The organism is Streptomyces sp. MS19, from assembly GCF_047200595.1.
In the GTDB taxonomy this organism is placed as follows: domain Bacteria; phylum Actinomycetota; class Actinomycetes; order Streptomycetales; family Streptomycetaceae; genus Streptomyces.
Genome location: NZ_JBJZOH010000012.1, coordinates 1 through 12,062, shown reverse-complemented (window position 1 = coordinate 12,062; position 12,062 = coordinate 1). Strand labels below are relative to the sequence as shown.

Genomic DNA, 12,062 nt, shown 5'->3' with positions numbered 1-12,062 from the left:
CACCACGTGCCCTCCCTGCTCCACGGTCCACGCTGTATCAGCCTGGGTCGATGATGGCACGCGGGTCGGCCGCGACCGGGCCCTCGGAGCGTCCCGATGCCATCACGTGATCAGGATGTGACCGCCCGTTCGACCAGCTCCCATGCCCTGTCCGCCAGCGCCCCGCGCGCCTCGCGCGCCCCGCTCAGCCAGCGCACGCGCGTGTCGCGCCGGAACCAGCTCTCCTGCCGGCGCGCGAAGCGCCGGGTGGCGCGTACGGTCTCCTCCCGCGCCTCCTCCTCGGTGCACTCCCCGGCCAGGGCGGCGAGCACCTGCTGGTAGCCGAGCGCGCGCGACGCCGTACGGCCCTCCCGCAGACCGGCGCCCGCCAGGGAGCGGACCTCGGCGACGAGGCCCGCCTTCCACATGCGGTCCACGCGGGTGGCGATCCGCGCGTCCAGCTCGGGGCGGTCGACGGCGAGGCCGATCTGGAGTGTCCGGTAGACGCCGGGGTCGTCGTCCGGTCCGGGGAGCTGGGCGGTGAAGGGGCGTCCGGTGATCTCGATGACCTCCAGAGCGCGGACGACGCGGCGGCCGTTGCTCGCCAGGATGGCGTGGGCGGCGGCGGGGTCGGCCGCGGCGAGCCGCTCGTGGAGGGCGCCGGGGCCGAGGCGGGACAGCTCGTCCTCCAGGCGGGCGCGGACGCCGGGGTCCGTGCCGGGGAAGTGGAACGCGTCGAGCGCGCCCCGGACGTACAGCCCGGAGCCGCCGACCAGCACCGGCGTACGGCCCGCCGCGAGGAGGCGGTCGATCTCGGCGCGGGCGAGCCGCTGGTACTCGGCGACGCTCGCGGTGACGGTCACGTCCCACACGTCGAGCAGGTGGTGGGGGACGCCGCGGCGTTCGGCGGGGGTGAGCTTGGCGGTGCCGATGTCCATGCCCCGGTAGAGCTGCATCGAGTCCGCGTTGACCACCTCGCCGCCGAGCCGCAGCGCGAGGTCGGTGCCGAGGTCCGACTTCCCGGCTGCGGTGGGGCCGACGACGGCGATGACCTGCGGGGCGCGGGCTGCGGTGTTCACGGCGGAAGTCTCGCAGACCGGGCGCGCGGTGCTCGAACGAGCGACGTTACGCGGCAGGGCGCGGGTCGTTTGCGGTGCAGGGCCGAGCCCTCCGCGCGCGAGGCGCGCGGGACGAGAAGCACCGACGAACACCGAGAAAACAGAGAAGAACCGAGAAAGAGGAGTGGGTCATGAGGATCTTCGGCTGGTTCCGGCGGCGGGACGCGGACGCCGGGCAGGTGGCCGGGCCGGGCGCGGCGGCTGACGGCGCGGCGGACGAGCCGGGCGAGGGCGTCGGCATCCCCCGGCAGACGGTGGCGGCGGAGGCCGCGGACAGTCAGGACCAGGAGGCGACGAAGTAGCCCACGCCGTACGGCGCCTCGTCGTACAGCAGCCGCCCCCCGAGGCCCGCGCCCGCCGCGGCACCGGCCAGCAGCTGCCAGCAGGCGCGGCCCGAGGCGCGCAGGGCGGCCGCCGCGGCGGGGTCGACGGCGGCGAGTGCGTCGGTGTCGGCCGCGCCGAGGGCGCGTGCGACCCCGGCGTCGAATCCGGCGGCGCGCTCGTCGTACGCGCCGGGCGCCTTGGCGGAACGGCAGGCGCTCCCGTCGCCCATCACGAGGAGCGCGATCCGCTCGTCCCCGGCCACCAGGTCGCGCCCGGCGGTGGCGCAGTGGCCGGGGTCGAGGGTCTCGTCGAGGCCGAGGGCGGTGACGTCCCCGGCGTAGCCGGTGCGGGCGAGGAGCCAGGCGCCGAGGGTGAGGGACGGCGGGAGGGCCCGTTCGCCGTCCGCGCCGGGGGCGTTCCCGAGCGTCACGTCGATGTCGACGCCGAAGCCGCGCAGCGAGCCGCGCGCACCGGCCGGGAACGCGCCCCGCTGCCGCTCCCCCGCCGGTCCGACGACGACGAGCCGGTCGGGCCGGGCGGCGGCGAGGACGCCGATGGCGTCGGCGCAGGCGGCGCGGGCGGGGTCCATCTCGTGGGCCGCGCCGCCCGCCACCTCGGGGACGAGCAGCGGCGGGCAGGGGCAGACGGCGGCGGCGGCAAGCATGGGCGCAGCCTACTCAGCAGACGGTGCAGCCGCCCGCGGGCTCGGCGGCGGGCGCGGGGGCGCCGACGCGCGGCAGGCCGAGCATGACGCCCTTGCCCTCCGCCTCGGCGGGGGCGGCCGAGCGCAGTTCCCAGGCGTCGCCCGCGCGGGTGCGGCGTACGGCCTTGACGGGGCCCTCGGCGAGCAGGTGGTGGGGGGCGGCGTAGGTGATCTCGACGGTCGCCGTGTCGCCCGGCCTGACGGGCTCGGCGGGGCGGGTGAAGTGGACGAGCCGGTTGTCGGGGGCGCGGCCCGACAGGCGGCGCGTGGCGTCGTCCTTGCGCCCCTCGCCCTCGGCGACGAGGACCTCGACGGTGCGGCCGAGCTGCTTCTTGTTCTCGGCCCAGGAGATCTCCTCCTGGAGCGCGACGAGCCGCTCGTACCGCTCCTGCACGACCTCCTTCGGCACCTGCCCGTCCATCTCGGCGGCCGGGGTGCCGGGGCGCTTGGAGTACTGGAAGGTGAACGCCTGGGCGAACCTGGCCTCCCGCACCACGTGCAGCGTCTCCTGGAAGTCCTCCTCGGTCTCGCCGGGGAAGCCCACGATGATGTCGGTCGTGATGGCGGCGTCGGGGATGGCGGCGCGGACGCTGTCGATGATGCCGAGGTACCGCTCCTGCCGGTACGAGCGGCGCATCGCCCGCAGGACGCGCGAGGAGCCGGACTGGAGCGGCATGTGGAGCTGCGGCATGACGTTCGGCGTCTCGGCCATGGCCTCGATGACGTCGTCGGTGAAGTCGCGCGGGTGGGGCGAGGTGAAGCGGACGCGCTCCAGGCCCTCGACGCCGCCGCAGGCCCGCAGGAGCTTGGCGAACGCGCCGCGGTCGCCGATGTCGGAGCCGTACGCGTTGACGTTCTGGCCGAGCAGGGTGATCTCGCTGACGCCCTCGGCGACCAGGGCCTCGATCTCGGCGAGGATGTCGCCCGGCCTGCGGTCCTTCTCCTTGCCGCGCAGGGCGGGGACGATGCAGAAGGTGCACGTGTTGTTGCAGCCGACGGAGATGGCGACCCAGGCCGCGTACGCGCTCTCGCGGCGCGTGGGCAGGGTGGAGGGGAACGCCTCCAGGGCCTCGGCGATCTCCACCTGCGCCTCGCGCTGGACGCGGGCGCGCTCCAGCAGGACGGGGAGGCGGCCGACGTTGTGCGTGCCGAAGACGACGTCCACCCAGGGCGCGCGGCGGACGATGGTGTCGCGGTCCTTCTGCGCCAGGCAGCCGCCGACGGCGATCTGCATGCCGGGGGTGGTGGCCTTGCGGGGGGCGAGCTGGCCGAGGTTGCCGTAGAGGCGGTTGTCGGCGTTCTCGCGGACGGCGCACGTGTTGAAGACGACGACGTCGGCGGCGTCGGCGCCGGGGTCGGCCGGTACGTAGCCGGCCTCCTCCAGCAGGCCGGCCATCCGCTCGGAGTCGTGGACGTTCATCTGGCAGCCGAAGGTCCTGACTTCGTACGTGCGCGTGACTTCCGGCATGCGAGAACCCGATCCCTGTCCCTGCGGTGACCACAAAACTGGCAGTCCCCAAGTCTACGTTCCGCTGGTAGCTTGCTCGGGTGGCTCCCAGCACCCCTGAACGCGGCCCGCGTCCCTCCCGTTCCCCGGCGCTCCCGGCGTTCCTCCGCCGCGGTCCGCTCCCCGCCGTGATCGGGGCCGTGGTGACGCTGGTGCTGGCGGCGGGGCTGCTGTGGGGGCCGCTGTTCGGCGGGGAGACCAGGCCGCACGGCCAGGTGCGCATCAGCACGGGCGTCGCCAGCGGCGTCTACGCCCGGTACGGACAGCTGCTGAGCGGCCAGCTCGAACGGGACTCGCCCGGCCTCGAACTCGTGCCGCGCCCGAGCCAGGGATCGGTGGAGAACATCGAACGGCTCGTCGCGGGCGAGGCGGACTTCGCCATCGCCACGGCGGACGCGATCGCCGCGTACATCGCCGCGCACGGCGAGGGCGCCGAGCGGCTGCGTGCGTGCGCCCGCCTTTACGACGACTACATCCAGCTCGTCGTGCCCGCCGACTCCCCGGTGGAGTCGGTCGCCGACCTGCGCGGTCTGCGCGTCGGCGTGGGCCAGGACGCGTCGGGTGTGCAGCCGGCGGCCCGTGAGCTGCTGGCGGCCGGCGGGCTCGACATGGCGGAGGACGTCGAGGCGGTCAGGGAGGGCATCGACACGATGCCGCGCATGCTGGAGGCCGGGCGGCTCGACGCGTTCTTCTGGTCGGGCGGGCTGCCGACCTCGGCGATCGAGCGGCTGGCGGACTACTCCGACATCCGGCTCGTCCCGCTCGGCAATCTGATGGACCCGCTGGTCGCGGGCGGCAGGCAGAACGCGTACTACCGCTCCGCCGTGCTGCCGCCCGACGCCTATCCGGAGATGGGGAGCGACAGCGTCGTGGACACCGTCGCGGTGGCCAACCTGCTGGTGACGACCGACGCCGTGGACGACGCGGTGGTCGAGCAGATGACGCGCTCGGTGATCAACGGCCGCGACCGCATCGGCCTTGAGGTCCACGCCGCGCAGCGCGTCGACCTGCGGACGGCGATCTACACGCAGCCGCTCGACCTCGCCGACGGAGCGCGCGCCTACTACCGGTCGGCCAAGTCCTGAGCTCCCGCACCTCGGAACGCCCGGCCCGCCACGGCGGGCGCGGCGGGCCGGCGCATGCCCGGCCGCGTACGCCGGTCCCTCACGCCAGCACCCCTTTACCTCTTGTCTCCTCTGTCCCCCCTGTCCCCTCTCTCCTGTCCGTCCGCGCGCCCGCCGCGCCCGTCCCCGCCGTCATCCCTGTTCCAAAGGATCTTCCGATGGAGTCCAGCCATGCACGATGACCGCCACCTCGTCGAACAGCGCCTGCGCCGCGTCCTCGACGAGCGCGTCAGACCTGCCGTCCACGGCACCCCCGTGCCCCTCGCCGTCGAACGCTGGGACGCGCCCGGCGAACCGGTGCCGGTCGCCGAGGGCCTCGCCGCCGGCTACCGCCCCGCCTCGGTCGGGGAGCCGTGGGGCCCGGCATGGGGAACGACCTGGTTCCGGCTGACGGGCCAGGTACCCGCCGAGTGGGCGGGGCGGACGGTGGAGGCCGTGCTCGACCTCGGCTTCGACCGCGTGCAGGCGGGCTTCCAGTGCGAGGGGCTCGTCTACCGGGAGGACGGCGAGGCGGTCAAGGGCATCCACCCGCGCAACGACTGGGTGCGCGTGGCCGACAGCGCCGCGGGCGGCGAGGACGTCCTGCTGTACGTGGAGGCCGCCGCGAACCCCGTGCTGAACGCGGGCCCGCCCACCCCCCTCGGCGACCGCCTCACCGCGGGGGACGCCCCGCTCTACCGGACGGCGCGCCTCGACCTGGCCGTCTTCCACGCCGAGGTGTGGGAGCTGGTGCGCGACTTCGAGGTGCTCGGCGGGCTGATGGCCGAGCTGCCCGGGGACGACGCGCGCCGCTGGACGCTGCTGCGGGCGATCGGCCGCGCGCTGGACGCCGTGGACCTGGAGGACGTGCCGGGCAGCGCCGCGGCGGCGCGTGCCGAGCTGGCGGGTGTGCTCGCCGCCCCGGCGCACGCCTCCGCGCACCGGCTGAGCGCCGTGGGCCACGCGCACATCGACTCGGCGTGGCTGTGGCCGCTGCGGGAGACCGTGCGGAAGGTCGCCAGGACGACGGCGAACGTCGTGGCGCTGATGGACGACGACCCCGGCTTCGTCTTCGCGATGTCGCAGGCGCAGCAGCTCGCCTGGCTGAAGGAGCACCGGCCGGAGATCTTCCGGCGGGTGAAGGAGAAGGTGGCGGAGGGAACGTTCGTCCCGGTCGGCGGCATGTGGGTCGAGTCGGACACCAACATGGTGGGCGGCGAGGCGATGGCGCGGCAGTTCGTGCACGGCAAGCGGTTCTTCCTGGACGAGTTCGGCGTCGAGACGCGCGAGGTGTGGCTGCCCGACTCGTTCGGCTACACCGGGGCGCTGCCGCAGCTGGTCAAGCTGTCGGGCTCGCGGTGGTTCCTCACGCAGAAGATCTCCTGGAGCCAGGTCAACGCGTTCCCGCACCACACGTTCTGGTGGGAGGGCATCGACGGCACGCGGATCTTCACGCACTTCCCGCCGATCGACACGTACAACGCGGAGGTGACCGGCGACGAGCTGGCGCACGCCGCGCGCAACTACCGCGAGAAGGGCCGGGGCACGCGTTCGCTGGTGCCCTTCGGCTTCGGTGACGGCGGGGGCGGCCCGACCCGCGAGATGCTCGGGCGCGCGCGGCGGGTGCGGGACCTGGAGGGCTCGCCGCGGCTGGAGATCGAACCGCCCGAGGCGTTCTTCCGGGCGGCGCACGAGGAGTACGGCGAGGACGCGCCCGTGTGGGTCGGCGAGCTGTACCTGGAGCTGCACCGGGGCACGTACACGTCGCAGGCCAAGACCAAGCAGGGCAACCGGCGGAGCGAGTCGCTGCTGCGCGAGGCCGAGCTGTGGGCGGCCACGGCGGCGGTGCGGGTGCCGGGCTACGCGTACCCGTACGAGGACCTGGACCGGCTGTGGAAGACGGTGCTGCTGCACCAGTTCCACGACATCCTGCCCGGCTCGTCGATCGCCTGGGTGCACCGCGAGGCGCGGGAGACGTACGCGCGGGTGCGGGACGAGCTGCTGGCGATCGTCGGCGCGGCGCAGCGCGCGCTGGCGGGCGAGGGCGCGGACACCGTGGTGTTCAACGCGGCGCCGCACGCGCGGGACGGCGTCGAGGGCGGCGGCGCGGCGGTCCGCGGTGCGGCGCCCGGCGCGCCCGTGACGTCCACGCGGCGCGAGGACGGCGGCTTCACGCTGGACAACGGGCTGCTGCGGGTCGCGGTCGACGGGCGCGGGCTCGTCGTCTCGGCGGTGGACCTGGCGGCGGGTCGCGACGCGATCGCCCCGGGCGGGGCGGGCAACCTGCTCCAGCTCCACCCCGACCTGCCGAACCTGTGGGACGCCTGGGACGTGGACGAGTTCTACCGGAACCGGGTGACGGACCTCGTCGCCGTCGAGTCGCTGACGCTCGCGGCGCCGGACACGGTCGAGGTGACGCGCGCGTTCGGCTCGTCCCGGGTCACGCAGCGGCTGACGCTGCGGCCGGGGGCGCGGGCGCTGGAGATCGACACCGAGATCGACTGGCACGAGCGGGAGAAGATCCTCAAGGCGGCGTTCCCGCTGGACGTGAAGGCGGACGTGTCGGCGGCGGAGACGCAGTTCGGGCACGTGGAGCGGGCCACGCACACCAACACGACGTGGGAGTCGGCCAAGTTCGAGATCTGCGCGCACCGCTGGCTGCGCGTGGGCGAGCCCGGCTGGGGCGCGGCGGTGGTCAACGACTCGACGTACGGGCACGACGTCACGCGCGACGTGCGGGCGGACGGCGGGCAGACGACCACCGTACGGCTGTCGCTGCTGCGCGCGCCACGCTACCCGGACCCGGAGACCGACCAGGGCACCCACCGCCTGCGGTACGCGCTGGTGCCGGGCGCGACCGTCGCGGACGCCGTGCGCGAGGGCCACTGGATCAACCTGCCGGAGCGTTCCGTCACGGGCTCGCAGGCCGTCGCACCGCTGGCCGCGGTGGAGACGGCGGCGGGGGACATCGTGATCGAGGCGGTGAAGCTGGCGGACGACCGCAGCGGCGACGTCGTGCTGCGGCTCTACGAGGCGTCGGGCGGCCGGGCCGCGGGGACGCTCCGCGCGGGCCTGCCCCTGGCGTCGGTCATGGCGACGGACCTGCTGGAGCGCCCGCTGGAGGACGCCCCTGCGTACGAGGTGGGCGCGGACGGCGGCGTGACGCTGGCGCTGCGGCCGTTCGAGATCCTCACCTTGCGTCTGTCATCTGCCGCCGGCCGCTGACGGTGCCGGCGGGACCGGCCCCCGCTCGGGCCGGTCCCGCGGCACGTCCACGGTGACCTTGAGGCCGCGGGGCTCGGCGTGCCCGTAGTGGATGCGCGCGCCGCCCGCGGCCAGCAGGGCGGCGACGATGGACAGGCCGAGCCCGGAGCCGCCGACGTTCTGGTGCCGTCCGCTGCGCCAGAAGCGGCGGCCTATGCGGTCCAGCTCGGATTCGTCGAGGCCGGGTCCCGTGTCGGTGGTCTCTATGCGCACGTACTCGGCGAACTCGCCGGGCGAGGAGACCGTCACGGTGACCTGGCCGCCCGCCGGCGTGAACTTCAGCGCGTTGTCCACCACCGCGTCGAGCGCGCTCGACAGCCCGACGGGGTCGGCCCAGCCGGTGACGGCGACCGGGCCGGCGAGCATCAGGTCCACGTCCTTCTGGTCGGCGACCGGCCGCCAGGACGCGACCCGTTCCGCGACCAGCGCGGCCACGTCGGTCACGCGCACGTCGGCCGGGGTGTGCTCGGCGAGGGCGAGGTCGAGCAGCCCGTCGAGTACCTTCGCCAGGCGCTTGCCCTCGGCCTTGACGGACGCGATCTCCTCGTTGCCCTCGGGCAGCTCAAGGCCCAGCAGGTCGATCCGCAGGAGGAGGGCGGCGAGCGGGTTGCGCAGCTGGTGGGAGGCGTCGGCGACGAAGGCGCGCTGCTGTTCGAGGACCTCCTCGACGTTGTCGGCCATCTCGTTGAACGAGTCGGCGAGCCGCCGCAGCTCGGGCGGCCCGCCCGCCGCGGCGACGCGGGCGGTGAGGCGGCCGGTGGCGATCTCGTGGGTGGCCTTGTCCAGGACGCGGACGGGCCGCAGGACCCAGCCGGTCAGGCGGACGGCGGCCAGCACGGCGAGCAGCATCGCCGCCGCCTCGCCGAGCGCGATGGGCAGCCAGCCCGCGAGGATGCGGGAGCGCAGCGGCCCGGTGGGCGACTCGGTGACGACGACCGCGATCACGTCGCCGTCCCTGATCACCGGGGAGGCGACGACGAGGGTGCGGTCGAGATCCCAGGGCCAGACCTGGCTCGGGCCCTCGCTGCGGCGGCCGGCCAGGGCCTCGGAGAACTCCGCGCCGGTGCCGCCGCCGGGCGGCTCCCAGTCGCCGGGCGCGGTGGCCAGCGGCTTCCCGTCGCGCTGGAAGACCCCGGCCCTGATCCCGTAGACGTCGTGGTAGATCGCCAGCTCCTCCGCCAGCGTGGACCGCGGCGACGGGTCCTCGGGGTCGGGGTCCGTCACGGACTGGGCCAGCGAGGCGAAGCGGGCGGTGTCGTCGATCCGGTCGACGACGACGCGCTGCTGCTCGTCGCGTGCCTGGCTGGCGGCCAGCGGGATGCCGAGGGCGAGCATGACACCGGCCAGCAGGACGATGAGCAGCGGGAGGAGGCGTGAGCGCATGGAGTGAGGGCCCGGGGTCAGGCGGCGGGAACGGCCAGGCGGTAGCCGACGCCGCGTACGGTCTCGACGAGCTCGGGCCGCCGCAGCTTCGACCGCAGTGAGGCGACGTGCACCTCCAGGGTACGGCCGGTGCCCTTCCAGTTCGTCTGCCACACGTCGCTGATGATCTGCTCACGGCGGAAGACGACCCCGGGGCGCTGGGCGAGCAGGGCGAGCAGGTCGAACTCCTTGCGTGTGAGCGCGACCTGCCGGCCGTCCACGGACACCTGGCGGGTGGCCAGCTCGACGGTGATCGGTCCGAGTGAGAGTACGCCCTCCCGCGCCTCGGGAGCCGCCGGCTCCTCCTCGGGGCCGGTGCGGCGGGCGACGGCGTGGATGCGCGCGAGCAGTTCGCCGGTGTCGTAGGGCTTCACGACGTAGTCGTCCGCGCCGAGGTTGAGGCCGTGGATGCGGGAGCGGATGTCGGCACGCGCGGTGACCATGATGATGGGGACGGCCGCGATGCGCCTGATGCGTCCGCACACCTCGAAGCCGTCCAGATCGGGCAGGCCGAGGTCGAGCAGGACGACGCCGAACGTACGGGTGCGCAGGTGGGTGATGGCCTCCTCGCCGCCCCTGGCCCGGGTCACGTCGAAACCGTGCCGCGTCAGTACCGCGACCAGGGCGGCTGCGACGTGCTCGTCGTCCTCGACCAGTAGCAGTCTCATCTCCCCCGTGCCCTCCTCTTCCTGGTACACGGCTCCCGTAAGACGCATCCACGCGGATGTTCATGGTCCGCGTCAAGGGGGGTAGGAGGAGGGGAACGCTTCCGTTATGCGGTGCTCACCCGAGGGCCCTTCTTGATCACGCGGAGCTACGAGACCGCGATCACATCGTGATGCTCAAGTTCCGCTCAGATCTGCTGACGCTGTGTCGGCGCGCTGGCTAGTGTCCCGTCCCAACCGACGAGGACGGAGCAACGCACGATGAGCGACGCGGCGCTGATCAAGAAACCGCAGGATGTCGCACCCCTGGCGGAAGACCTGGTCGTCCTGAGCGATGTGAACAAGCACTACGGTGCGCTGCACGTCCTCCAGGACATCAACCTGACCATCAAGCGCGGCGAGGTCGTCGTCGTGATCGGTCCTTCCGGTTCTGGCAAGTCGACGCTGTGCAGGACCATCAACCGCCTGGAGACGATCGACTCCGGCACCATCACGATCGACAAGCAGCCCCTCCCGGAGGAGGGCCGCGGTCTGGCGCGGCTGCGCGCCGAGGTCGGCATGGTGTTCCAGTCGTTCAACCTCTTCGCGCACAAGACGGTTCTTGAGAACGTCATGCTGGGCCCGATCAAGGTCCGCAGGGAGAACAAGGCCGAGGTCGAGAAGCGGGCGCGCGACCTGCTCGCGCGGGTCGGCGTCGGCAACCAGTGCGAGAAGTACCCCGCACAGCTCTCCGGCGGGCAGCAGCAGCGTGTGGCCATCGCCCGCGCGCTGGCGATGAAGCCGAAGGTGATGCTCTTCGACGAGCCCACCTCCGCGCTGGACCCGGAGATGATCAACGAGGTCCTTGAGGTCATGAAGCAGCTGGCCGAAGAGGGCATGACCATGGTTGTCGTCACCCATGAGATGGGCTTCGCCCGGTCCGCGGCCAACCGCGTGGTCTTCATGGCTGACGGGCGGATCGTCGAAGAGGCCGACCCCCACCAGTTCTTCGACAACCCGCAGAGCGACCGGGCCCGGGACTTCCTCTCGAAGATCCTCGCTCACTGAGCCGGCACCCGCTCGCACTTTCTTATGCACGACCTTTCAGACACAAAAAGGACACATCACTCATGAACTTCCGCAAGGCAAGCGCGCTGGCCGCTTCCATCCTCGCCATCTCCCTGACCGCCACGGCGTGCGGCTCCGATGACGACGAGGGCGGCAGCAGCGGTGGGGGCAGTGGCAGCGGCGGTGGCGACACCATCACCGTCGGCATCAAGTTCGACCAGCCGGGCCTGGGCCTGAAGACCCCGGACGGCGACTTCACCGGCTTCGACGTGGACGTGGCCACGTATGTCGCCGGTGTGCTGGGCTACGAGCCCGAGAACATCGAGTTCGTCGAGTCCCCCAGCGCCGAGCGCGAGAACATGCTCTCCCGCGGTGACGTGGACTTCATCGTCGCCAGCTACTCGATCACCCCCGAGCGCGAGGAGAGCGTCTCCTTCGCCGGCCCGTACTTCCTGGCGCACCAGGACCTGCTGATGCGCGCCGGTGAGGCCGTCTCCACCCCGGAGGAGATCAACGACCTCACCCTGTGTTCGGTCACCGGCTCGACCTCGGCCCAGCGGGTCAAGGACGAACTGGCTCCCGACGCCCAGCTGCTGGAGCGCGGCACCTACTCCGAGTGCCTGACCGGCCTGGAGAACGAGCAGGTGGACGCCCTGACCACGGACGACTCCATCCTGGCCGGTTACGCCGCGCAGGACCAGAACGTGGGCAAGTTCGAGCTGGCCGGCCTTGAGCTGAGCGACGAGAACTACGGCATCGGTGTCGCGAAGGACGACACCGAGCTGCAGTCGCAGATCAACGACGCGCTCCAGCAGATGGTGGAGGACGGCTCCTGGGACCAGGCCGTGGAGGACAACTTCGGCCCGGCCAACTACGACGCCGAGCCGGCGCCGGAGATCGCCGCGGCCAGCTGACCCATCCAGGTCCCCC

At 73.1% G+C, this 12,062-nt stretch carries 10 protein-coding genes; 5 read left to right on the top strand and 5 right to left on the bottom strand.

From position 1 onward, the window contains the following. Positions 1-110 precede the first annotated feature (110 nt). Positions 111-1,058, bottom strand: coding sequence for a tRNA (adenosine(37)-N6)-dimethylallyltransferase MiaA (gene miaA / locus ACL02R_RS14535; protein WP_412797307.1), 948 nt, complete (start codon positions 1,056-1,058; stop codon positions 111-113). Between the two features lie 170 nt (positions 1,059-1,228). Between miaA and ACL02R_RS14530 the strand changes: the two genes are divergently transcribed. Continuing rightward, the gene (locus ACL02R_RS14530; RefSeq protein WP_412797306.1) at positions 1,229-1,399 is read left to right on the top strand and encodes a hypothetical protein; all 171 of its coding nucleotides are present in this window, start codon (positions 1,229-1,231) and stop codon (positions 1,397-1,399) included. Here ACL02R_RS14530 and ACL02R_RS14525 read toward each other — a convergent pair. Both ACL02R_RS14525 and miaB read right to left on the bottom strand, forming a co-directional pair. Then, entirely contained in the window at positions 1,375-2,085 is a 711-nt protein-coding gene (locus ACL02R_RS14525; protein WP_412797305.1) for a class III extradiol dioxygenase subunit B-like domain-containing protein, read from the bottom strand. The genes ACL02R_RS14530 and ACL02R_RS14525 overlap by 25 nt on opposite strands. Before the next feature lie 13 nt (positions 2,086-2,098). After that, positions 2,099-3,592 carry a tRNA (N6-isopentenyl adenosine(37)-C2)-methylthiotransferase MiaB gene (miaB, locus tag ACL02R_RS14520; RefSeq protein WP_412797304.1) on the bottom strand — a complete coding sequence of 498 codons (1,494 nt, stop codon included), beginning with the start codon at positions 3,590-3,592 and terminating at the stop codon, positions 2,099-2,101. Between the two features lie 167 nt (positions 3,593-3,759). On the opposite strand from miaB, the gene ACL02R_RS14515 reads away from it, so the two are divergent. Together ACL02R_RS14515 and ACL02R_RS14510 are read left to right on the top strand one after the other, a co-directional pair. After that, complete coding sequence (locus tag ACL02R_RS14515; protein WP_412797303.1) at positions 3,760-4,716, top strand: TAXI family TRAP transporter solute-binding subunit; 957 nt, start codon at positions 3,760-3,762, stop codon at positions 4,714-4,716. Between the two features lie 210 nt (positions 4,717-4,926). Beyond that, the gene (locus tag ACL02R_RS14510) at positions 4,927-7,959 is read left to right on the top strand and encodes an alpha-mannosidase (RefSeq protein ID WP_412797302.1); all 3,033 of its coding nucleotides are present in this window, start codon (positions 4,927-4,929) and stop codon (positions 7,957-7,959) included. Here ACL02R_RS14510 and ACL02R_RS14505 read toward each other — a convergent pair. After that, on the bottom strand, positions 7,939-9,381 hold the full coding sequence (locus ACL02R_RS14505) for a sensor histidine kinase (RefSeq protein ID WP_412797301.1): 1,443 nt from the start codon (positions 9,379-9,381) through the stop codon (positions 7,939-7,941). The genes ACL02R_RS14510 and ACL02R_RS14505 overlap by 21 nt on opposite strands. A gap of 17 nt (positions 9,382-9,398) precedes the next feature. Beyond that, positions 9,399-10,088, bottom strand: a complete 690-nt coding sequence (locus ACL02R_RS14500; protein WP_412797300.1) for a response regulator transcription factor — start codon at positions 10,086-10,088, stop codon at positions 9,399-9,401. 258 nt (positions 10,089-10,346) lie between these two features. Here ACL02R_RS14500 and ACL02R_RS14495 point away from each other — a divergent pair, with 258 nt between their 5' ends. Next, positions 10,347-11,132 carry an amino acid ABC transporter ATP-binding protein gene (locus tag ACL02R_RS14495; protein WP_412797299.1) on the top strand — a complete coding sequence of 262 codons (786 nt, stop codon included), beginning with the start codon at positions 10,347-10,349 and terminating at the stop codon, positions 11,130-11,132. Positions 11,133-11,194: 62 nt separating this feature from the next. Continuing rightward, a complete protein-coding gene (locus ACL02R_RS14490; RefSeq protein ID WP_412797298.1) occupies positions 11,195-12,046 on the top strand; it encodes a glutamate ABC transporter substrate-binding protein in 852 nt (283 codons plus the stop codon). Positions 12,047-12,062 lie beyond the last annotated feature (16 nt).